General features: G+C 65.3%; 18 protein-coding genes, 2 pseudogenes and 1 riboswitch. Of the genes and pseudogenes, 9 read left to right on the plus strand and 11 right to left on the minus strand.

The annotated features are described in order from the left end of the window. Positions 1-4 precede the first annotated feature (4 nt). The gene (locus tag GOAMR_RS19230; protein WP_005191788.1) at positions 5-781 is read left to right on the plus strand and encodes an exodeoxyribonuclease III; all 777 of its coding nucleotides are present in this window, start codon (positions 5-7) and stop codon (positions 779-781) included. On the opposite strand, the gene GOAMR_RS19235 is transcribed toward GOAMR_RS19230, so the two are convergent. The 4 genes from GOAMR_RS19235 to GOAMR_RS19250 all read right to left on the minus strand — a co-directional run bounded on the left by GOAMR_RS19235 (position 774) and on the right by GOAMR_RS19250 (position 4,761). Further along, complete coding sequence (locus GOAMR_RS19235) at positions 774-2,057, minus strand: lysine N(6)-hydroxylase/L-ornithine N(5)-oxygenase family protein (protein WP_005191791.1); 1,284 nt, start codon at positions 2,055-2,057, stop codon at positions 774-776. The genes GOAMR_RS19230 and GOAMR_RS19235 overlap by 8 nt on opposite strands. Then, a complete protein-coding gene (locus tag GOAMR_RS19240) occupies positions 2,054-3,466 on the minus strand; it encodes a salicylate synthase (protein ID WP_005191792.1) in 1,413 nt (470 codons plus the stop codon). Before GOAMR_RS19240 ends, GOAMR_RS19235 begins: the two co-directional genes overlap by 4 nt. 155 nt (positions 3,467-3,621) lie before the next feature. Continuing rightward, positions 3,622-4,389, minus strand: a complete 768-nt coding sequence (locus GOAMR_RS19245; RefSeq protein ID WP_005191793.1) for a siderophore-interacting protein — start codon at positions 4,387-4,389, stop codon at positions 3,622-3,624. Positions 4,390-4,410: 21 nt separating this feature from the next. After that, complete coding sequence (locus tag GOAMR_RS19250) at positions 4,411-4,761, minus strand: GNAT family N-acetyltransferase (protein ID WP_005191794.1); 351 nt, start codon at positions 4,759-4,761, stop codon at positions 4,411-4,413. A 183-nt stretch (positions 4,762-4,944) separates the two neighbouring features. Further along, positions 4,945-5,059: riboswitch (TPP riboswitch) on the plus strand. On the opposite strand from GOAMR_RS19250, the gene thiC reads away from it, so the two are divergent. Together thiC and thiD are read left to right on the plus strand one after the other, a co-directional pair. Beyond that, positions 5,052-6,782: a phosphomethylpyrimidine synthase ThiC gene (gene thiC, locus GOAMR_RS19255; protein ID WP_005191795.1), complete on the plus strand. Its 1,731-nt coding sequence runs from the start codon at positions 5,052-5,054 to the stop codon at positions 6,780-6,782. Its footprint overlaps the riboswitch before it by 8 nt. 163 nt (positions 6,783-6,945) lie before the next feature. Continuing rightward, positions 6,946-7,737 carry a bifunctional hydroxymethylpyrimidine kinase/phosphomethylpyrimidine kinase gene (gene thiD / locus GOAMR_RS19260; RefSeq protein ID WP_244427451.1) on the plus strand — a complete coding sequence of 264 codons (792 nt, stop codon included), beginning with the start codon at positions 6,946-6,948 and terminating at the stop codon, positions 7,735-7,737. An 18-nt stretch (positions 7,738-7,755) separates the two neighbouring features. Here the strand turns inward: thiD and GOAMR_RS19265 are convergent, their stop codons facing one another. Then, entirely contained in the window at positions 7,756-8,355 is a 600-nt protein-coding gene (locus GOAMR_RS19265; RefSeq protein ID WP_005191799.1) for a peroxidase-related enzyme, read from the minus strand. Between the two features lie 53 nt (positions 8,356-8,408). Continuing rightward, positions 8,409-8,876 (minus strand): cupin domain-containing protein, encoded by a 468-nt coding sequence (locus tag GOAMR_RS19270; protein ID WP_005191801.1) that lies wholly within the window; start codon positions 8,874-8,876, stop codon positions 8,409-8,411. 148 nt (positions 8,877-9,024) lie between these two features. Here GOAMR_RS19270 and GOAMR_RS19275 point away from each other — a divergent pair, with 148 nt between their 5' ends. Continuing rightward, positions 9,025-9,714 carry an HAD family hydrolase gene (locus GOAMR_RS19275; RefSeq protein ID WP_005191803.1) on the plus strand — a complete coding sequence of 230 codons (690 nt, stop codon included), beginning with the start codon at positions 9,025-9,027 and terminating at the stop codon, positions 9,712-9,714. On the opposite strand, the pseudogene GOAMR_RS19280 reads toward GOAMR_RS19275, so the two are convergent. Then, a pseudogene (locus GOAMR_RS19280) lies at positions 9,696-10,118 on the minus strand (cupin domain-containing protein); the annotation flags it as partial. The gene GOAMR_RS19275 and the pseudogene GOAMR_RS19280 overlap by 19 nt on opposite strands. A 969-nt stretch (positions 10,119-11,087) precedes the next feature. Here GOAMR_RS19280 and GOAMR_RS24330 point away from each other — a divergent pair. Then, complete coding sequence (locus GOAMR_RS24330; RefSeq protein ID WP_005191809.1) at positions 11,088-13,100, plus strand: DUF262 domain-containing protein; 2,013 nt, start codon at positions 11,088-11,090, stop codon at positions 13,098-13,100. Positions 13,101-13,265: 165 nt separating this feature from the next. Here the strand turns inward: GOAMR_RS24330 and GOAMR_RS19295 are convergent, their stop codons facing one another. After that, positions 13,266-14,042 (minus strand): hypothetical protein, encoded by a 777-nt coding sequence (locus tag GOAMR_RS19295; RefSeq protein WP_005191810.1) that lies wholly within the window; start codon positions 14,040-14,042, stop codon positions 13,266-13,268. Between the two features lie 168 nt (positions 14,043-14,210). Here GOAMR_RS19295 and GOAMR_RS19300 point away from each other — a divergent pair, with 168 nt between their 5' ends. Further along, positions 14,211-15,116: a GmrSD restriction endonuclease domain-containing protein gene (locus tag GOAMR_RS19300; protein ID WP_005191812.1), complete on the plus strand. Its 906-nt coding sequence runs from the start codon at positions 14,211-14,213 to the stop codon at positions 15,114-15,116. Between the two features lie 58 nt (positions 15,117-15,174). On the opposite strand, the gene GOAMR_RS19305 is transcribed toward GOAMR_RS19300, so the two are convergent. From GOAMR_RS19305 to GOAMR_RS19315, 3 genes are all read right to left on the minus strand, one after another. Next, complete coding sequence (locus GOAMR_RS19305) at positions 15,175-15,882, minus strand: glutamine amidotransferase (RefSeq protein ID WP_040515831.1); 708 nt, start codon at positions 15,880-15,882, stop codon at positions 15,175-15,177. Positions 15,883-15,921: 39 nt separating this feature from the next. Further along, the gene (locus GOAMR_RS19310; protein WP_005191823.1) at positions 15,922-16,908 is read right to left on the minus strand and encodes an LLM class flavin-dependent oxidoreductase; all 987 of its coding nucleotides are present in this window, start codon (positions 16,906-16,908) and stop codon (positions 15,922-15,924) included. 142 nt (positions 16,909-17,050) lie between these two features. Further along, positions 17,051-18,466 (minus strand): L-serine ammonia-lyase, encoded by a 1,416-nt coding sequence (locus GOAMR_RS19315; protein ID WP_005191826.1) that lies wholly within the window; start codon positions 18,464-18,466, stop codon positions 17,051-17,053. Between the two features lie 550 nt (positions 18,467-19,016). Here GOAMR_RS19315 and GOAMR_RS19320 point away from each other — a divergent pair. The 3 genes and pseudogenes from GOAMR_RS19320 to GOAMR_RS25665 form a co-directional block, all read left to right on the plus strand. Next, entirely contained in the window at positions 19,017-20,342 is a 1,326-nt protein-coding gene (locus GOAMR_RS19320; RefSeq protein ID WP_005191839.1) for an aromatic ring-hydroxylating oxygenase subunit alpha, read from the plus strand. A 2-nt stretch (positions 20,343-20,344) separates the two neighbouring features. After that, positions 20,345-21,394 carry an FAD-binding oxidoreductase gene (locus GOAMR_RS19325; protein WP_040515866.1) on the plus strand — a complete coding sequence of 350 codons (1,050 nt, stop codon included), beginning with the start codon at positions 20,345-20,347 and terminating at the stop codon, positions 21,392-21,394. A gap of 46 nt (positions 21,395-21,440) precedes the next feature. After that, a pseudogene (locus GOAMR_RS25665) lies at positions 21,441-21,583 on the plus strand (sarcosine oxidase subunit beta); the annotation flags it as partial.

Below are 21,583 nucleotides of genomic sequence, written 5' to 3' on the forward strand. Positions count from 1 at the left end.
CGCCATGCGGATAGCCACGTGGAACGTCAACTCGATCCGCGCCCGCTCGGAGACGGTGGTGGCGTGGATGGAACGCAACGACATCGATGTGCTGGCGATGCAGGAGACGAAATGTCCCGACGACCAGTTCCCGGTGATGAGCTTCCTCGCGAGCGGCTACGACGTCGTGTTCTGCGGCCAGGGCGGATTCAACGGGGTCGCCATCGCCTCCCGGGTCGGGCTCGACTCGGTGCAATACGGTTTCGACGGACAGCCCGCGTTCGGCGATGCGGGTGTGGAGGCCCGGGCCATCTCGGCGCGATGTGACGGTATCCAGGTGTGGAGCCTGTACGTGCCCAACGGCCGGACCCTCGACGACCCGCACTACGCCTACAAACTGGACTGGCTGTCGGCGCTGGCCGACCGGAGCGCGCTGTGGCTCGCCCACGACCCGGCCGCACAGATCATGCTGGCCGGCGACTGGAACGTCGCCCCCACCGACGACGATGTCTGGGACAGAGACTATTTCGACGGCAAGACCCACGTCACCGACGCCGAGCGGCAGGCGGTGGCCGCGTTCGCCGGCCACGGATTCACCGACGTCGCACTCCCCTATGCGCCCGGCTACACCTTCTGGGACTACACCCAGCTGAGGTTCCCGCGCGACGAGGGCATGCGTATCGACTACCTGCTGTGCTCACCCGCGCTCGGCGACAGGGTGTTCGACGCCCGGATCGACCGGGAGGCCCGGAAGGCAAAGGGCGCCAGCGATCACGCCCCGGTGGTACTGGAGATCAGCTGAGATGTGACGGTTGGGGGCTGCGCGCCACCACCGAGTCGACGATCTCGCCGGCCCGGACCGCGATGTTCGACAGCAGCGTCGACGACAGTCCGTGCGTGGCCTCCACGCCGCCGTTGAGGTAGACGCCGACACAGGTGTCGGCGGTGGTGGTCAGGCGGTAGTCGCGGCCCACCACGGGACGGCCGTCGGCGAACACACACGACGACGCCGCGTCACCGAGCAGGTCGCGGATGTCGCCGGGCTCGAAACCGGTGGCGCACACGAGTGCGTCGGCCCGCACGGTGCCGGACTCGCCGGTCATCAGGTTGTGGGTGCTCACCGTCACGCCGTCGGCATCCTCGACGGCGCCGGTCACCTCGGTGGTGCGATGAATGAACAGCCGCCGGTTGCCGGTCACGCTTTCGTGGTATTCGCGCCGATACAGTTCCTCGAGCAGATCCATGTCGACAGCCGAATAGTTGGTGCTGCGGTGATACCCCATCAACCGTTCCCGCACGTCCGCGGGAGCCGAGTACCACAGGTCGACCGTGTCCGGGTCGAACACCCGGTTGGCGAACGGGCTGTCGTCCGACGGCGACAAGCCGAACTTGGTGTGCAACAGGTGAACCCGCGCCTCGGGGTAGGTGCTGTGCAGGTATTCGACCACTTCGGCCGCGCTCTGGCCGGCACCGAGCACCGCGAACGCCCCGTTCGGCGCCGACGGCACCCGGCCGAGCCGGGACAGGATGTCGTGGTTGTGGAAGATCCGGTCGCCTGCCACCAGGCCGTCGGGAAGCTTCCCGGCCAGCCCCGGTGCGAACAGCACATTGCGGGCCCGCAATTCGAACGGGCCGTCGGGACCGGCGCAGCTCACCACCACCCGGTCTCCGTCGAACGCGATCCGCTCGGCGCGGGTGCCGTACCGGACGTCGGCACCGACGGTGTCCGCGGCCCAGGCGAGATAGTCACCGAATTCATGCCTGCTCGGAAAGAATGTCTGCTGGTTGATGAAATCAACCATTCTCCCTTTGCTGTGCAGATAATTGAAGAATGTATAGGCACTGCGCGGATTACGCATAGTGGCAAGATCTTTAGGAAAGGCGATCTGCATATTGGCGCCCGGCAACATCATTCCGGGGTGCCAGCTGAATACCGGTTTGCTTTCCACAAAGGCTGCGTTCAGCCGGACACCTGATCCGGCGAGTTCCTCCAGCACGACGGCGACGGCGAGATTCGCGGGGCCGAAACCGATCCCGACGACGTCGAGGACGTCGTCACCGGCCGCTGCGGCGGTCACAACGACCCGTTCGTACCGGCGGGCTGGTCACTACCGGCGCTCTGATCACCATCACGCGCGGCGACGATGAACGGGGCCAGACCGGCGAGCTTCTCGCAGGTCTCCTCGAACTCGCGGTCCGGCCGGGACTGTTCCACCACACCGGCCCCCGACCGCAGCCACGCCTGCCCGCCCTGTGCGTACACCGAACGCAGCACCAATGTCGCCTCCAGCTCGCCGGCCGACGACGCGGTCATGATCGCGCCCGAGTACAGGCTGCGCGGTATCGGTTCGAGCCGGTAGATGGCGTCGAGCGCCGGGGCCTTCGGGATGCCGGAGGCGGTGATGGACGGGAACAGCACCGACAGCGCCACCCACGGTCCGGTGTCCGGGCGCAGGGTGCCGCGCAGCGTCGACGCCAGATGCTGAACGTGCCCGCGTTCGCGGATCGCCATGAACTCGGTGACCGCGGTGCTGCCCGGTTCGGCGATCGACTCGATCTCGGAGAAGCAGGCCCGTACCGACACGGCGTGCTCGACGATCTCCTTGCTGTCATTGAGAAGTTCGTCGCGGGCGGCCGCATCCGCCTCGGGCGAGCGGCCCAGCGGCCGGGTCCCGGCCAGCGGTTCGGTGAGCACCTGGCCGTCGGCGGTGACCGAGACCACCAGTTCGGGGCTGAATCCGGCGGTCTCGATACCCCCGAGCGACACCAGGTACGACCGCATCGGATTGTTGGCGACACGGGCCCGGGCATAGGTGGCGGGCATGTCGACGGTGAACGGGATGTCGACATGCCGCGACATGATGACCTTCTGGTAGCCGCCCGCGGCGATCTCCGCCACGGCCGACGCCACCTGGCCCCGGTAGTCGTACGGGTCCGAGTCGATGTCGACGGGCGGTGTCGCGCGTGCTGGGGTCGTGCGTTCTGGGGTCGTGCGTGCGATATCCGCCGCGGCCTCGGCGACCGCGATCAGTTCGTCGTCCAGACCGATGCCGTCGATGCCCTGCTCACCGACCGTCAGCTCGACGCGCGGAACGATGAGGTGGGCGAGCACCGCGTCGTCGGCGACCAGATGGCCGAGGCCGTGGTGCCCGGCGGCGAAGTCGAAGCCGATCCAGCCGTAGAGGCGCCAGTCGGCCATCGGCAGTGCCGCGACCGCCTCGGTGAGCGCATCGACCGGGCGGGCGCCGGGATCGTCGGCCCAGCGCCTGCTGGTGGTGCTGCCGCCGGTGTCCACCGAGACCTCGGTGCGGGTGAGCACGATGCGGGCGGCGACGTCGGCGGCGAAGGTCCAGCGGCCGTCGCGTTCGTAGACGACGTAGTCGGAGAAGCGGCCGGTCGCGGCCCACGCGGCGCAGATCTGCGCCGGATCGGCCGGCGCCGCCGATCCTGCGTGCGCGGCCACCGTTGAACTCGCGGTCACATTCACGCTGGAACTCCTCGCCTGTGCAAACTCAGGTGTCTGTGGGGACTCAGGCATCGCAGAATCTCGGTTCGCCATTTTTAGGAGAGCCTAAGCTAGGCATACCCGAAATGCGAAATCCCGACGGCTCAGATCACACCTCGCAGTGACCCACAAAGACTTCATGATGGGCACCTCGTTTCCAGCCAATAGGCCTGCGACTTGACCCCCCGCCTACCCAGTTTGTAGTCGGTTCGCAGGACAGATGCGACCGCCCGCGTCTGCGCGGTGTCCAGTGCCACCCAGCCGAAGTGCCCGGTGGCATCGAACGCCGCCGCCCGGACGGCCTCGACGATGCCCGCGCCGGGTGCCGGATCCCGGCGCACCCGGTGCAGCGTGTCGTGGGGGCGCAGGCGCATCGGCAGGTCCTTGTCGCTGTCATGCACCCACTCGAACCAGAAGGTCACGGGCACCCCCCGGGCAGTTGTTCGGCCCAGCGCATCGAGGAGCGAGTTGATCGCGGGCAGGGACGCCGCGTCGCCGACGATCAACCAGCCCTCGGGGGCGGGTTCGGGGATCGCGAACCCGGAGCCGAGGAACGTCGCCCCGAGTGCGTCACCCGGCCGCGCGGTCAGCGCCCAGCGGGCGGCGGCGCCCTCGTGCAGGGCGAACTCGATGGCGAACGTGTCGGCCGCCGGATCGGGGTCGACAACGGTGTAGCCGCGCTGATGCAGCCTGCCCTGCCGGTCCTCGAACCACAATCGCAGGAACATCGTCGGATGATACGGCTTCTCGCGCAGCAGACCGCCGCCGGAGAACTCCAGCCGCACGTAGTGGTCGGTGAAGTACCGCGCGGGCGCCGTCACGGTCAGCCGGTAGTCGTCGGCACCGAACGCCTTCAGGATCAGTCCCTGGATCCCCTTGGCCCCGCCGACACCCGTCTCGGTCACCGGACCCAGGGTACTGACGTCCTAGACTGCGGCCAGTTCGACGACGCCGGGGTGGGCATCGACGTAGCGCTTGGTGAAGCTGCACACCGGACGCAGGCGCGCGTCACAGTGTTTGACGTAGCCGACGAGGCCACGGACCAGGCGCGACCCGAGACCCTGCCCGGTGTACTCGTCGTAGATGACGGTGTGCATCACGGAGATGGTGGGTTTGCCGTCGATGATCTCGGAGGAGTAGCCCAGCACCCCCACCAGGTCTCCGGCCACCCACAGTTCGAACCGGTCGCGTTCGGCGTTGTGCACCACCTGGGAGATCTGATGCAGAACCGCCTGTGCCGACTGCGTCGGCCGGGCGGGCTGGGTCTTGCGCTGCACGGGCTCTACCTCTCAGGACACTTGTGATACGGGTCACATAGTAGCGGTGCTTGCCATTGTTTGCACGAGGAAAATTCACAGGCCGCCACGCCCCGCCACGCACGACCGACTACGCTGGCCGTCGAGCCCCAGCCAATCGCGACACCCACGACAGGGCTGATCGCACACCGGGCTCGACCACACAAATGAACACGCGGGGGCTCCCACGATCACCGGGGGCTGAGATGGTGGCAGGCGGCCGCCGACCGCCTGAACCTGTCCGGGTAATGCCGGCGTAGGGAGAGAGCACCATGGGTACAGGTCTGTCTGCAACGAGCAACACACCCACCAACACACCCGCCGACGGTCGGGGAACCATCACCACCGGCCCGATCGCCGGCAGCCACAAGCAGTACCTCGACATCGACGGCGCCACCGGGAACCTGCGGGTGCCGCAGCGGCGCATCGAACTCACCAACGGCGATCATCTCGACGTGTACGACACCTCCGGGCCATACACCGACCCGTCCGAACGCATCGACGTCGAACGCGGCCTCCCGCCGGTCCGCGACTCCTGGCACCGGCCCGCAGCAGCGTCCGCGGACACCGGCTCGGACCGCCGCGCCTGCACCCAATTGGCTTGGGCACGAGCCGGAATCGTCACCGACGAGATGCGTTTCGTCGCCGCCCGAGAGGGTTTCGACCCCGAGATCGTGCGGGAGGAGGTGGCCGCCGGGCGGGCGGTGATCCCCGCCAACCACCGCCACCCCGAATCGGAACCGATGATCATCGGCAAACGCTTCGCGGTGAAGGTCAACGCGAACATCGGCAATTCCGCTGTGCGCAGCGATATCTCGGAGGAAGTGGAGAAGATGGTGTGGGCCACCCGCTGGGGCGCCGACACCATCATGGACCTGTCCACCGGCAAGGACATCCACCTCACCCGCGAATGGATCATGCGCAACTCCCCCGTGCCGGTGGGCACCGTGCCGATCTACCAGGCGCTGGAGAAGGTGAACGGCGATCCTACGAAGCTGACGTGGGAGCTCTACCGCGACACCGTGATCGAGCAGGCCGAGCAGGGCGTCGACTATATGACCGTGCATGCCGGGGTGCTGCTGCGGTACGTGCCGCTCACCGCCCGCCGGGTCACCGGTATCGTCTCGCGCGGCGGATCGATCATGGCCGCCTGGTGCCTGGCGCACCATGAGGAATCGTTCCTGTACACCCACTTCGGCGAACTGTGCGAAATCTTCGCCCGCTACGACATCACCTTCTCCCTCGGCGACGGCCTGCGTCCCGGCTCCGTCGCCGACGCCAACGACGAGGCCCAGTTCGCCGAACTGCGCACCCTCGGCGAACTCACGACGATCGCGAAAAGCTATGGCGTGCAGGTGATGATCGAAGGACCCGGACACGTTCCGATGCACAAGATCGTCGAGAACGTCCGACTCGAGGAAGAGCTGTGTGAGGAGGCCCCGTTCTACACCCTCGGGCCCCTGGCCACCGACATCGCACCCGCCTACGACCACATCACCTCCGCGATCGGCGCGGCGATGATCGCGCAGGCCGGCACCGCGATGCTGTGCTACGTCACCCCGAAGGAGCATCTGGGGCTGCCCGACCGCGACGATGTGAAGGTAGGTGTGATCACCTACAAGATCGCCGCCCACGCCGCCGACCTCGCCAAGGCACACCCGCGGGCGCAGGACCGCGACAACGCGCTCTCGCAGGCGCGCTTCGAGTTCCGCTGGACCGACCAGTTCAACCTCGCCCTCGACCCGGACACCGCCCGCGAATACCACGACGAGACACTGCCCGCCGAACCCGCCAAGACCGCGCACTTCTGCTCGATGTGCGGCCCCAAGTTCTGCTCCATGCGGATCAGTGCCGACGTGCGCACCTACGCCGAGGAGAACAACCTGGTGACCGCCGAGGACATCGACCGCAAGATCACTGCGGAGATGGCGGCCAAGTCGGCGGAGTTCGCCGAGCAGGGCAACCGGGTGTACCTGCCGCTGGAAACCACCTCGGCGTCGTGACCGTTATGACCGACGGTCGGTGTGAGGTGGTCACCTCATGTGCAGAGCGTCACCGGACCCTTCGAGACCTTCGCTCCTTCGTCGCTTCAGCCTCAGGGATCAAGATGGGGGTCGTGTGACTGAATTAAACACTGCACCAAAGGGTGTCACTCCTGTGCGGGTGATGACCATCGCCGGGTCGGACTCGGGTGGCGGGGCCGGGATGCAGGCGGATCTGCGTACGTTCGCCACACTCGGCGTACACGGGTGCGTCGCCGTCACCGCCGTCACCGTGCAGAACTCCCTGGGCGTACAGGGATTTCAGGAGATCGAACCCGCGGTGGTGGCGGGTCAGATCACCAGCGTGGTCACCGATATCGGGATCGGGGCCGCCAAGACCGGGATGCTCGCCTCAAGTGCGATCATCGAGGCCGTCGTCGCCGCCTGCGCCCCGCTGAGCATCGGCGGCGACGGCACCATCCCGCTGGTGGTCGACCCGGTATGCGCGTCGATGCACGGCGATCCGCTGCTGGCGGCCGAGGCACTGGATACCTTGCGCAACACCCTGTTCCCCATCGCCACGGTAGTCACACCGAACCTCGACGAGGTGCGGCTGATCACCGGCATCGACGTGGTCGACGACGCCACCCAGCGCGACGCGGCGCGCGCCCTGCACGGGCTGGGTGCCCGCTGGGCACTCGTCAAGGGCGGCCACCTGCGGTCGTCGGCGCACAGCCCCGACCTGCTGTTCGACGGCACCGAGTTCCACGAGTTCACCCACCCCCGGATCGACACCCCGCACGATCACGGCGCCGGCGACACCCTGTCAGCGGCGATGGCATCGGCACTGGCGCACGGCTTCTCGATGCCCGACGCGGTGGCGTTCGGTAAGCGCTGGGTGACCCGTGGCCTGCAGGCGGCATACCCGCTCGGCTCCGGCCACGGGCCGGTCAATCCCCTCTGGCGGATCGGCTGAGCGACGGATCGGCTGAACTCAGCGGTACTGCGCGGCGTACTCGATGTTGGGCCGCATGTCGATCGCCGACGCCACCCGGTTGGTCATGTTGAAGAATGCCGCAGTCGAGGAGATGTCGAATATGTCGCGGTCGCTGAACCCGGCCTCGCGCAACCGCTGCCGGTCTGCCTCATCGAGCTTGGCCGGTTGTTCGGTGACCTTCTCGGCGAACTCCAGCATCGCCCGCTGCCTGGCGTCGAGCGCGGCCGCGCGGAAATTCATCACCATCTGCTCACCGAGCAGCGGGTCTCCGGACAGTTGCCGTACCGCGGCGCCGTGTGCGGTGAGGCAGTAGTAGCACTTGTTGACTGACGACACCACCACCGCGATCATCTCCCGCTCCAGCTTCGACAGGCCGGAATCGCCGAGCATCAGGTCGTTGTACATGCCGGTGAAGGCGCGCAGCTTCTCCTCGTCGAAGGTGTACGCCTGCAGGACATTCGGCACCATGCCCAGCTTTTCCTGACAGATCGCGAAGTACTTGCGGGTGGCCTCGCTGAGTTCCTGCGCGGGCAGATCCAGGGCGGTGATCGGTTCAGGGGTGCCGGTGTGGTCAGGGTTGGTGGTCGGCTCGGACATGTGGACGGCTCCGTTCAGTTGGTGGTGTGCTTCTCGGGTCTGGAAGTGAGCTGTCACTCCTCCAGCGCGTAGAGCGTGGGCAGATTGACGACGATCGCCTCCTGGGTACTGCGGGCGATCACCACCACCGCCGGATTGTCCGGGTCGGGGTTCTCCTCGCGGTGCGGCACGAACGGCGGGACAAAAATGTAATCGCCGGGCGCGGTCGCGATACGCACCTCGTCGGTGCCGTCATGGAAGACGAACTCCGGGTTGCCGCTGCGGATGAAGATCGCCGTCTCCGACTCGCCGTGATGGTGGTTGTCCGACGCGGTGCTCGGGGCGACATGGGTTTCGCCCATCCAGATCTTCTCCGACCCGACGGTGGCGCCGCTGATCGCGGCGAACCGCTGCATGCCGGTCGTCTGTGCGGTGCTGCCGGAAACATCGGCGGCCCGCACATGATGCAGTCGCGACCGCAACGATGCCCCGGTCGCCTCGTCGGCGGTCGTGGTCAGGTCAGGATGGAACGCATCAGGCATCAGGGCTTCTCCTCGGTCAAGCAGTCTCTCGGCTGAACCGGGCTCACCCGGCTGGACCTACTCGCCGACTATGCCACCGGCCGCCGGGCTCCCGGGGCACATTCCCAGGAGCGCGTTCCCCGGAGCGCGCCCCGTAAGCTCGACGGCCATGAGTGAATCCCCCGCGTCGAGACCCACAGCCGCTATCCGCGCCGTCGTCTTCGACGTCGGTGAGACCCTCGTCGACGAATCGCGGCTCTGGTTGCGGTGGGCGGACAGGCTCGGGGTCACCCCGCTGACGTTCCTCGGTGCGCTCGGGGCGTGCGCGGCCGGCGACCGACCGGTCGAGGACGCCTTCGAACTCGTCCGCCCTGGCATCGACGTGGCCGCCGAGGACGCGGCCTGGGAGACCGACGACCCGGGCGGGCTGCGCAACGGCTTCGACGCCGACGACCTGTATCCCGATGTGCGCCCTGCGTTGACGCAACTACGAAAGCTGGGGTTGCGACTCGTGATCGCCGGCAATCAGCCGCCGCGGGCGCTCGAATCCCTGCGTGCCATGGATCTGCCGATCGACGTCATCCGTAACTCCGCCGAACTCGGCGTCGAGAAACCCGAACCCGAATTCTTCGTCGCGGCCGCCGAGCTGGCCGGGATGCCACCGCAGAATATCGCCTATGTCGGCGACCGCATTGACAACGATGTCCTGCCCGCCGCCGATGCGGGTATGCGGCCCATCCTGATCCGCCGCGGACCGTGGGGCCACCTGCACGCCCGCCGCCCCGAGTCGTCTCGGGCGACGATCATCGACTCGCTCCTCGAGCTACCGACAGTGCTGACTGGCGATAGCAGTGCGTAGAGAGTCGGCAGGTTGACGACGATCACCTCCTGAGTGCTGCGGGCAATCACCACCATAGCGGGATTGTCTGGGTCCGAATTTCCTTGCGATGCGGGACGAACGACGGAACAAAGATGTAATCGCCGGGTCCGGTGCTGATGCGAACCTCGTCGGTTCCGTCGTGAAACACGAATTCGGGGTTACCGCTTCGGATGAAGATCGCGGTCTTCGACTCGCCGTTATGGTGATTGTCGGAGGCCGTGCGCGCGGCCACGTGTGTCTCACCGATCCAGATCTTCTCCGATCCCACGGATGGCTCCGCTGATCGCCGCGAACCGCTGCATGCCGGTGGTCTGCGCGGTGCTGTCGGTAACGTCGGCGGACCGCACATGATGCAGCCTCGACCTCAGCGGTCCCGCTCCCACATCGCCGGCGGTTGTGGTCAGAACGGGGTGGAAAGCATCCTCGGTCGCCGGCTCCTCCTTGGTCGCACGAGCTCGGCACGACCGCTCGGGCCGACGCCCATCCGCTGACCATGTCACCGTGCGACTTGCCCACGGAAGCAAACTCCGAGAACCAGCAGAACGGGCCAAGCATTGCACTGGCTCTATGCATGGCCACACTCGTCAACCGTGGGCCGATGACCGCGCTGCCCCCTTGCGGAGCTACACCCGGTGCGGTTCCAGGCGCAGGCAAAGGGCCTTCACCACGGCGGATTCCTCTGTCTGCCTTCAGTGCTAGTGACAACAAAGTCGGTGACTATTGCGCACACGGCAGCCCTCGCGCCCGCCCAAGCTCTCGCCGAAGACCTCGTCGGCGATGCGGAGAGCTGTGGGACGCGAGCCATCCAGGGTGTGGACCCCCAGGGCGAGAACAAGTTTAGCCAGAAGATTGGTGAGATCATCCAGCGGGGCAAGACACCGACGAGCAGGCCCACCCCCTCGTTGCCGGAGCCGCCGAGGCCGAAGAAGACGGGAACCAGCGCATAGGGAAGTCGCGGTCACCAAACAGGCCCTGACCCAGGTACGTATACAGGCCGAATCGGTGCTAGTCCGCACCAATTCGGCAGGCGGCACCCGCGAGTTCCTGGACTACCTCACCGACCACCATCTGGAACATTCGGTGGGTTCTGGGCTCTGGACTACCGCCGCCCAGGTGATTGACCGGCCGCTCCCGCAGGTGGACTCCCGCCTACGACCTGACCGAACCGAACGTGGGGGCGTGGACTGCTGAGCTGACCGGGATGCTCGATGTGTCTGCGGTGCACCGTCCTCAACTTCTGGGCGGGGCTCCGCCCCGCCACGTATAGATCCCCCGCCTTCAGTCCTCATGAGACTTTGAAGCTAATATGAAACGAGCCACTGCTCGCAGCAGCTTAGACAAAGGAATCCATCATGGGCCTAGCAACAGAGTCCCTCATCACCCAAGTTCGCCACCTCCTCGACGGCCGGCTCGTGATTCCGTCTATCCAGCGCAGCTACGTGTGGAAGAAGGCACAGGTCCCCTTCCTTTTGGATTCTCTGTACAAGGACTATCCTGTCGGCTCTCTCCTCGTTTGGAAGACGACCCTTGACGTGCCGCTCAAGAAGGCGGCAGTTATACAAGGACATGAGGTCCAGCTGCAACCCTCCGTGCTGCTCGATGGCCAGCAACGCTTGACATCATTGGCCGCAGTGATCGCTCCAGACCGAACAACCACTCATCTCGACGTGCGTTTCAATATCGACACCCAAGAGTTCCTGAACGCCAGTGCCGTACAACGACGCAACCGGCGGCTACTCCGAGTTACACAACTGATGAGTGAAACACCTCAGTTCGCGCAGCTACTCTCTGCCGCTGGAATTGACCGCGATGATCCTACATACGACACCTACTACGACAGGATTCGGAATGTCCACAGCATCCGACAGAAGGAAGTGCCTGTTGTGACCGTGGAGTCCGACGACTACGAGGAGGTTGCTGAGATCTTTACTCGAGTAAATCAAGGTGGACGTCGGCTATCCAAAGGCGATCTGGTTCTCAGCGCAATTGCGGCACGATGGCCCGACGGACTTGATGTCATTGATCAGTTCAATGATGAACTCAATTTTCAGAACTTCTCACTTGACCGGGAAGCAGTGCTCCGCCTGACTGGCATACTGGCAGGCACCGGTTCTCACTCAATCAAACTCATCGACAAGGCAATAACCGGCGACAAACTCAAGTTGCATTGGGCCGAGACCGAGAAGGCACTCCGATATGCAGTTGACTTCCTAAAGGGAGAATGCAGTATCCCCAGATCCGCAGTACTCACCAGTCCGAACGTCGTGGTAATACCTGCGTATCTACTGTTTCTGAGAAATGGTCGCCTCGATAGGATGGAAGCGGCGACACTGAAACGTTGGGTCTATACCGCCATGGCGTTCAGCTACTACTCCAACCAGGTCGAGGGAAAGCTCGATGCCGATTCGAAGTCACTACGATCTGCTGTCGATTCAACATCAAGTTTTCTCGACACCCTGACGGGTCTCGTGCGGCGGGCCTCTGGTGCACGCCCCGTAGACACCCCGATCGATCCCGAAGAACTATCAAGCAAGAAGATGAGCTCGGCATGGTTCAATCTGCTCTACATCGCAGCCCTCCAGCGTTCCGTCAAGGATTGGAAGAGTAATCAATCACTGAGCTCTGCGCCAATGACATCGGGCTCCAGGATTGAATATCATCATATCTTCCCCAAGACTAAGGTAACTAGTACCTACGGTACGGATCTTACCAATTCTATTGGAAATCTCGCGTTCATATTCAGTTCTTCAAATAGGTCCATATCGGCCAAGAGCCCCGCAGCGTACTTACCGACAATACCGCCCGAACGCCTTGAAGAGCAACAGGTTCCCATTGATTCTACATTATGGTCAATCAAGAATTTCCCCGCTTTTATTGAAGCTCGGCAAGTCGGTCTGGCCAGAATTCTCAATCAACTCCTTGGATTGACAGTTTCCACTGAAGCTTCTCCGCATTTCACCGACGTCGCACCCATAGAGGCAGAACTTCCTGATGACGATGACGAAGCCTTCGAGGCTGATGACGCGCTACCTCGGACCGACCTCACGTCATCATCGAGTTTTCACGATCAACGGGACACTCTTCACCCGACCTCGGCCTTCCCCTTGCAGCCGGAACCAAGTCACCAACCCACAGGGACACGTCGGCCAAACGGAGCGGTCGCAAGTCATGTGCTTGAAGTCTTACGCCGGGTTCCCATCGGCACTGAGTTCCGAATCGCGGAAATCCGCGATCATGCAACCACGGACTACCAAGCTGGCGAGATAAGTGGCGGTGCAATAGATGCAGCGGTGAGGATGGGTAACGTCCCGGGAGTTAGGTTTGTCCCCGGCGCTAAGCCCAAGCGTATCCGCCTGGAAGAGTAGCTTCTCGTCCGCCTCACCCCGCTGAATGCCCCAGCAATTCAGATGTTCGGCGGACTCCCAGACAATGCTGCCGTCCTTCCAGCGGGAACCTCAGCCCCACTTACTCCGGTGTCCACTGGAACCGAGGAGGCGCACCAGGTGTAGGTGGAAGCACGCCGGAACCACTCAGTCGTCGTCACACGGCAGTTGATTCGCCCAATGCTGATCGGCGCGGTTCGCTCGCGCGAGCGCGCTCGCCAATTCCGCCAGGGCGGCTTCGCTGAGCATCGTAGGATCGGTGACCATCTTGGACATCAATTCACGCACTTCGTGGGGCGGCAGCTCGGCAATCTTCCTCTCGATTTCAACGACGTCTTCGGCATCGATGATGTCTGCGCGTCTAACCATCTTCATCTGCTCTTCACTGAAAGCGCGGGCAGCCATTGCCGCAAGGTATCGAGCTTGAGCTTCGGCGCTCGACATCTTCGGACGAAGAACGGCCATGGCATTGTCAGCTGGAGACTGATCGGAGGTGGCTCCCCCGTGAGGGTTGGCAACCGCGCGGCTTGCCTTCGGCGCACGCTTCGGAAGCCGCTCGACCAACCGCGTTCGTCGTTCGCTCACGAATGGACGACCCGATTCTGTCCACCATCTCTTGACATGCGGCTTGGCTCGGTCGATGCCTTTGGCTAAGAAGACAAGGAGAACCTCACTGATAAGGTCCGCCAACTCCTGTTGCTCCGGTGTCAGACGCCTCTCTTCAGCTGGAACGTACACATGTTCAGTGACGTACTCTGCCAAATATACGGGATCGGGTTCGACCTTGTCAGAAGGTATGAAACGTGCGTGGCCTCGCAGTTTGCCGTCGGCGTCGAAGAGGTTCTGGTGGAACCCTCCCTCCTTCTTGCGTGCGGGCGTCAGATCATCATCGTCCCACTCGTAGTAGCCCGGAATTCGCCCCATCCGAACATCCTACCGAACGGACGGTTGGTGGTTGGGACACCGAGGATCGACAGGGGGTCGTTTCTGGTCCATTGGCCTACCCCCGTTCGGTTGGTTACTCGGGATGTCGGAGTGTTCGGGTATATTCCGTCTTGCTCGATATGTGTTCAGTTGTAAAGGGATAGTATTTTGCGTTTGTCAGGTGCACTGCTGGCGGTTGCCGCGGTAGCTGGTTCTGTTCTCGTTCCCACCATCGTCGCGGAGGCCCCGGCCGGTGCGGCGCCGGCTGCTAATGCGGCGGTGCAGGAACTCAATTCGTTGAAAGTGAAGGGGCGTGCCCCGAAGACCGGGTATGACCGGAACAAGTTCGGTGAGGCGTGGGCCGACAATGTGTCGGTGACCTACGGCCGCAACGGGTGCGACACCCGGAACGACATTCTGCGTCGTGACCTGCGGTCGGTGAAGATCAAACCGGGCACCAACGGGTGCGTCGTCGCCTCGGGTACGCTGACCGATCCGTACACGCGGTCGGTGATCAGCTTTGTGCGCGGGCCGCGGTCGGCGGAGGTGCAGATCGATCACCTCGTCGCGCTGTCGGACGCCTGGCAGAAGGGCGCTCAGCAGTGGTCGGCGTCCAAGCGCCGCGATTTCGCGAACGATCCGCGGAACCTGCTCGCCGTGTCGGGGCGCGCCAACTCGCAGAAGCGGGACGGCGACGCCGCGACGTGGCTGCCGTCGAACAAGTCGTACCGCTGCACGTACGTGGCCAAGCAGGTGCAGGTGAAGAAGGTGTACGGGCTGTGGGTGACCGCCGGCGAACGTGACGCCATCCGCCGGGTGCTGTCGTCGTGCGGTGCGAAGGTTCCGCAGAACTCGACGCCGAACAATGCGCCGAACCGGAACACGAATCCGCCGCGCACCACCACCCCGCCGCGCACCACACCGCGTCCGGTGACGCCGCCGCCGGCAAGCGACGTCTACTACCAGAACTGCAAGGCGGCCAAGGCCGCCGGTGCTGCCCCGCTGTACCGCGGGCAGCCCGGATACCGGTCGGCGCTCGACGGTGACGATGACGGCGTCGCCTGCGAAAGCTGATCCGCCACAGCATTACCGGCCCCGCAGCTCCCCGGTCGCACGACCGGGGAGCTGCGGTCTATCCAGAGCCGGACGCCGTCAGCCATGCCGAGAGCACGCGCCGCGCGCGGTCGGCGAGTTGTGGCCCGTACCGCGCGGCGTCGCCACGGATGGTCGCGGGGGCGATGCCATGGGCGGCCAGGTCGGAGACGTACCCGATAAGCCACTGCTCCAGACCGTCAGGGTCGGCTTCGAGATGGAACTGGAGCGCGAGGACGGCCGGCCCGAACGTGAACGCCTGATGCGGGAATCCCGGTGTGGACGCCAGCAACACCGCACCGTCGGGAATCGCGAACTGGTCACCGTGCCAATGCAGCACCGGCACGTCACCCAGCGGTGCGAGCGGATTGTCCGGGACGTCGGCGAGCGTCAACGGCGCGTATCCGACCTCGAAACGACCGGTGGGTTCGACCGCCGCACCGAGTGCGGCCGCGATCAGCTGCGCCCCCAGACACACCCCGAACGTCAGCCGGCCGAGAGCGATTCGGTCCGCGATAGCCTTGATCTCGTCCGTCAGATACGGGTACGCCTGCTGGTCTCCCACCCCGATGGGACCGCCGAGCACGACGAGCAGGTCCGCCTCCGACACCGCGCCGGCGTCAACGCGGCCGAACCCGGCGTCGACGTACTCGATCCGGTAGCCGAGTTCGCGCAACACAGGATCGAATACGCCGAGATCCTCGAATACGACGTGACGGATCACGAGGGCGGTTCTGATGGCGGACATGGAAGCCGATTATCCACCAATAATGCCGACGCGACCGGCTCAGAGTTGGGGGATGACCTTCTCGGCGAGATCGGTGATGGTGCGCATGGTGATGCCGGCGTCGGTGGTGGCCTCGGTGTAGAAGGCGAGGCGGCGGGCGCCGGTGGTCTCGATGAAGGTGCCGAGTTCGTCGACGACCTGGTTCACCGGGCCGACGATCGCGGCGTTCAGGGCCATCTGCACCTGATCCTCGGAGGTGAGGGGTTTGCCGTCGGGGCCGACGTGGAACTCGGGCGCCTGCGGGACGTGCGGATGGTCGCCGTCGTTGAATGATTGCCGCGCGGCGTTCGCCAGCCGGTCCCGGGCGTCGGGGGCGTCGTCGATGACGACGATCAGGGTGTGCAGGTGGCGGGGATCGCCGACCGGATCGAACGACCGATACGCCTCCTCGATCTGTACGCGGGGCTCGGCGGGCATCGCGAAATAGTGCTGCAGCGCAAGACCATTGCGGGCGGCCAATTCCATTCCGGCGGCGCCGGTGGTGCCGAGCAGCAGTTCGGGGTGCGGCCGGGTCAGCGGCTCCGGCTGCAGGAACGACCCCGGCGCCCAGTGTTCGAGGATCTGCCGCGCGCTCGACATCGGCTCCTCATCCCAGTGCGCGAAGTCGACGCCCAGGACTTCGTAGTCCTTGCGGTAGCCGCCGCGTCCGAGGCCGAGGATGAACCGGCCGCCGCTGAGCTGGTCGAGCAGCGCGGACCGTTCGGCCATCTCCACCGGATGCAGCAGCGGCGACAGCGTGACCGCGGTCCCGACCCTGATCCGCTCGGTGCGGCCGAGCAGGAATGCGGCTGTCGTCAGCGCGCTGGGGTTGATGCCGAACCTGATGAAGTGGTGTTCGGTGACCCACAGTTCGTCGTAGCCGAGTTGTTCGGCGGCGACGGCCTCGCGGAGCGTCAGGTCGAATACCCCGGCCGTGGTGGGGGCCAGGTTGGCACCCATGTTCAGGAACAGTCCGTAGGTGCGGTCGCCCGCGGTGGTGGCGGTCATATACCGAGGCTAGCCCGTTAGCTAAAGTTAGCCAACCCTTAGTTTGGGTCTCGGGGTGTGGGAGTCGACATTGTTTGCTCACGGGGTTTCGAGGCTTGTCGCTAGCGCTCCTCGCACCTCAACCAGCGAAGGTCGGGTGCGGTCAGCATTCGACGATGTTGAGAGGGACGTGGACCGCGAGGCCACCAGTTGCGGTTTCTTTGTATTTGGTGTGCATGTCGCGGCCGGTGTCGCGCATCGTCGCGATCACCTGATCGAGGCTGACGCGGTGGGTGCCGTCGCCGCGCAACGCCATCCGGGCGGCGTTGATCGCCCGGCCCGCGGAGATCGCGTTGCGTTCGATGCACGGGATCTGCACCAGCCCGCCGATCGGATCGCAGGTCAGGCCCAGGCTGTGTTCCATCGCGATCTCGGCCGCGTTCTCCACCTGCTCCGGGGTTCCGCCGAGCACCTCGGCCAGGCCGGCGGCGGCCATCGCGGCGGCCGAACCCACCTCGCCCTGGCAGCCGACGTCGGCACCGGAGATCGAGGCGTGCTCCTTGATGAGCGCACCCACCGCACCCGCGGTGAGCAGGTAGCGGATCGTCGCATCATCGGGGTCGGCGCGACCGGCCTCGGTGTAGCGGCGCGCGTAATGCAGCACGGCGGGCACGATCCCGGCGGCACCGTTGGTGGGGGCGGTGACCACCCGGCCGCCGGCCGCGTTCTCCTCGTTGACGGCCAGTGCCACCAGATTCACCCAGTCCTCGGCGAACTCCGGCGCCCGGTCCCGGTCCTCGTACACCAGGCGCTGCCACCACGCCTTCGCCCGCCGGGACACCTGCAGACCGCCCGGCAGGACACCGTCGGTCATCATGCCGCGCCGCGCGCACTCGTGCATGACGTCGGCGATCTCCAGCAGATACTTGCCGACATCGTCGGGTGAGCGCTGCCGCGCCTCGTTCGCGAGGGTGATCTCGGCGATCGAGAGCCCCGACGACGCGCACAGGTCCAGCAGTTGCCGCGCGCTGGAATACCGGTACGGCACGCCGGCGTCGTCGGCGTCGGCGTCGGTGTCGGAGAGTGCGGCGAACCCGGCGGCGGTGACGACGAAGCCGCCACCCACCGAGAAGTAGGTCTCCGTGACGATCAGTGATTCGGCGATCGGCGATTCGGTGTTCGCGAAGGCGCGCAACGTCATCGCGTTGGGATGTTCCGGCAGGAAGATGTTCGCCCGGCACACGATGTCGTCGGTGGTGAACGGGATCTCGAGCAATCCACCGAGCCGGATCCGGTGGTGCAGGGCCATCCAGGCCAGGCGCTGCTGTTTGGTCTCGGTGGAGATGGTCTCCGGGCGCAGGCCCTCGAGGCCCAACAACACCGCGTCGAGGGTGCCGTGGCCGGCCCCGGTGGCGGCGAGGGAACCGAAGAGTTCGCACTCCACCCGGATCGGCTCGGCGAGCAGGCCGCGTTCGGTGAGGTCGTCGACGAAGCGTTGCGCGGCACGCATGGGTCCGACGGTATGGGAACTCGATGGTCCGATACCGATGCTGAACAGTTCGATAACGCTGACGGGCATGGCTGTGACCTCGATAAACAGTGTACTGCGGAACGTTGTGGTGGGGGACTCGGTTGTCTTGCGGGGTTTCGAGGCTCGTCGCTTGCGCTCCTCGCACCTCAACCGGCAGAGCCGGGGCACCTCAACCGGCAGAGCCGGGGCACCTCAACCGGCAGAGCCGGGGCACCTCAACCGGAGTCGGGGTGGATGCGTCAGTCGGACGTGGGGACCGATCCGGGGAGACGACAATGCCCGCTCACCGGGTTTCGAGGCTCGTCGCTGACGCTCCTCGCACCTCAACCGGCAGAGGGAGACACTCGGTCAGCGGCGAGGGCCACCTGCTGACGGGCGTCGAGCGGGTTCGTCGTGACCACTGGCCGACACCGGATTCACGGTCTCACATCCGGATTGACAACGCAATGCACAGGCCCCACCATTGTTGCATGACTCGCGCACCGTTGCGCTGGTCGCAACAACACGCCCACCGTCACCGCACATCGACACCGCCGCCGGCACCCATCGGGATGCCAGCACAGTCCCTGATTCTTTTGGCAGAGAAAGTACTTCGCCGATGCTTGCACCCCTGCGCCCGGACCACCGGGAACTGCTCGCCGCCAGGGAAACCGGCCGGAGCCTGCCCGCGCCGTTCTATGTGAGCCCAGAGTGGTTCCAGCACGACGTCGATGAGGTGTTCTCCAAACAGTGGCTCTTCGTGGCCGCCGAAGCCGAGATCCCCGAACCCGGCGACTTCGTCACCGTGAACTTCGGCACCCAGTCGGTGATCGTCATCCGCGCCGACGACAACACCGTCCGTGCCCACCACAATGTGTGCCGGCACCGCGGCGCCCGCCTGATCACCGAACCGCGCGGCGCCACCGGCACCATAGTCTGCACTTACCACTCGTGGACGTACGACGCCGACGGACACCTCACGTACGCCGATGCCCAGGACTCCGGTTTCGACCGGAAATGCTTCACGCTCAGGTCCGTTCACGTCCGCACCATCGCCGGACTGGTGTTCATCTGCCTCGCCGACGAGGCACCCACCGACATCGATGAGGTGGCCGAGATCGTCGAGCCCTACCTCGCCCCGCACAATCTCGCACAGGCAAAGGTGGCCAAACAGACCGATATCGTCGAGAACGGCAACTGGAAACTGACCATGGAGAACAATCGGGAGTGCTACCACTGCAACGGGCACCCCGAACTGCTGAACGTCTTCTTTCCCATCTGGGGATACAGCAGCACCGACACCGTCCCCGACCGGCTCGCGCCGGTGTTCAACCGCTACCGCATCTCCACCGCCGAACTCACCGAGGTCTGGGACCGGTACGGCCTACCGCACCGAAACATCTTCCAACTCGATACGCGCCCAACGGGATTCCACATCGAACGCGAGGCGATGGATCTGGCCGGCGAATCGTTCACCCTCGACGGATCGCTCGCCTGCGCCAAACTGCTCACCGACGACCTGCCCGAACGCAAACTCGGTCGCGTGTCAATGCACCTGCAACCCAATATGTGGCTGCACATCACCAGCGACCACGGTCTGCTGTTCTCGGTGATCCCCATCGCCCCCGACAAGACGCTGGTGCGCACCACCTGGCTGGTGCACCGCGACGCCGTCGAAGGCGTCGACTACGACCTCAACCGGCTCACGAACGTCTGGGAGATCACCAACCAGCAGGACGCCGACTTCGTCGCCCTCGCCCACCAGGGCATCTCCAGTCCCGCCTACCTTCCCGGGCCGTACGGACCGTCGGAGGTCCTGGTGGAGGCATTCGTCAACTGGTACATCACCACTCTGCGCACCAATATGGGTGTCGCGGCCGCCGAACCCGGTACAGCCCCGATGGACATGGGCTCGCATATGGCCGGGAAGGCAGCGGCCTCGTGACGGTGACCGACGACCATCTGCTGGTGTGCACCGAACGCGCGCCCGTCACCCGGGACATGGCGACGTTCACCTTCCGCGCCGTCGAACCCCGCACGTTCGTGTTCAATCCCGGCCAGTTCCTCACCATCGGCCTCGACGTCGACGGTCGCCGTGTGGAACGCTGCTACAGCATCTCCTCGTCCCCCACCCGCCCGGACACCCTGTCGATCTCGGTGAAGCGGGTGGCCGGCGGCCACGTGTCGAACTGGTTGCACGACAACATGGAACCGGGGATGACGGTCACCGCGTCCGGGCCGCTGGGCCGATTCAGCTACCGCAGCATACCCGCGGACAAATACCTGTTCATCTCCGCCGGCAGCGGCATCACACCGGTGATGTCGATGCTAAGAGCGGCCACCGACGCCGACATGCCGGAAGCCGGCCCCGACATCGTGTTCATTCACAGCGCCCGCACCTTCGACGACATCCCGTTCCGCGCCGAGCTCGATCAGATCGCCGTCAACAATCCGAACGTGACGGTGGCGTTCGCCTGCACCCGCCTCGACGCCGCCGGCGAACCCACCACCTACAGCGACACCAGTTTCCGGGGCCATCGTGGCCGGATCGACGCCGGGATGCTCGCGAGCTGGTGCCCCGACATCGCCGAACGCGTGGTATTCCTGTGCGGCCCTGGCCAATTCCGTAGCCGAGTGCGTACCGCGCTGGTTGCCGCGGGCGGCAGTCTGACCCGGATCCACGAGGAAAGCTACGGCCTGAAACTACCGCCGCCGGACACCGCCGACATCGACGGGGCGATGACCGTCGACTTCACCCGCCGGGCCCGCCGGATCAGTGTCGGTGAGGGCACCACGATCCTGGCCGCCGCCGCAGCGGCCGGGGTGACGCTGCCGTCGACGTGCGGCGTCGGGCTGTGCGGTGCGTGCAAAGTCACCAAGACCTCGGGCGAGGTGGTGATGAATCATCAGGGCGGTATCCGGCCGCGCGAGATCGCGCAGGGCAAGATCCTGCTCTGCTGCTCCGAACCCCTCACACCCGTCGTCATCGACTTCTAGACTCGAAAACCCCACAGACCACCAGAAAGCGCAAGGACGGCCCGCCATGACAGCCCCCGGTGCAGACCTGCCACACCATCCAGACTTCTTGTGGCACAACCCCGAACCCAAGTCGAACTACGATGTGGTGATCGTCGGCGGCGGCGGGCACGGCCTGGCCACCGCCCACTACCTGGCCCGCAACCACGG

The organism is Gordonia amarae NBRC 15530, from assembly GCF_000241345.1.
GTDB lineage: Bacteria > Actinomycetota > Actinomycetes > Mycobacteriales > Mycobacteriaceae > Gordonia > Gordonia amarae.

Excerpts from the sequence above, each read along its gene's own strand:
- GOAMR_RS19230 (WP_005191788.1), top strand. The coding sequence starts at position 5 with ATGCGGATAGCCACGTGGAACGTCAACTCGATCCGCGCCCGCTCGGAG.
- thiC (WP_005191795.1), top strand. The coding sequence starts at position 5,052 with ATGGGTACAGGTCTGTCTGCAACGAGCAACACACCCACCAACACACCC.
- thiD (WP_244427451.1), top strand. The coding sequence starts at position 6,946 with ATGACCATCGCCGGGTCGGACTCGGGTGGCGGGGCCGGGATGCAGGCG.
- GOAMR_RS19265 (WP_005191799.1), bottom strand. The coding sequence starts at position 8,355 with ATGTCCGAGCCGACCACCAACCCTGACCACACCGGCACCCCTGAACCG.
- GOAMR_RS19270 (WP_005191801.1), bottom strand. The coding sequence starts at position 8,876 with ATGCCTGATGCGTTCCATCCTGACCTGACCACGACCGCCGACGAGGCG.
- GOAMR_RS19275 (WP_005191803.1), top strand. The coding sequence starts at position 9,025 with ATGAGTGAATCCCCCGCGTCGAGACCCACAGCCGCTATCCGCGCCGTC.
- GOAMR_RS24330 (WP_005191809.1), top strand. The coding sequence starts at position 11,088 with ATGGGCCTAGCAACAGAGTCCCTCATCACCCAAGTTCGCCACCTCCTC.
- GOAMR_RS19295 (WP_005191810.1), bottom strand. The coding sequence starts at position 14,042 with ATGGGGCGAATTCCGGGCTACTACGAGTGGGACGATGATGATCTGACG.
- GOAMR_RS19305 (WP_040515831.1), bottom strand. The coding sequence starts at position 15,882 with ATGTCCGCCATCAGAACCGCCCTCGTGATCCGTCACGTCGTATTCGAG.
- GOAMR_RS19310 (WP_005191823.1), bottom strand. The coding sequence starts at position 16,908 with ATGACCGCCACCACCGCGGGCGACCGCACCTACGGACTGTTCCTGAAC.
- GOAMR_RS19315 (WP_005191826.1), bottom strand. The coding sequence starts at position 18,466 with ATGCCCGTCAGCGTTATCGAACTGTTCAGCATCGGTATCGGACCATCG.
- GOAMR_RS19320 (WP_005191839.1), top strand. The coding sequence starts at position 19,017 with ATGCTTGCACCCCTGCGCCCGGACCACCGGGAACTGCTCGCCGCCAGG.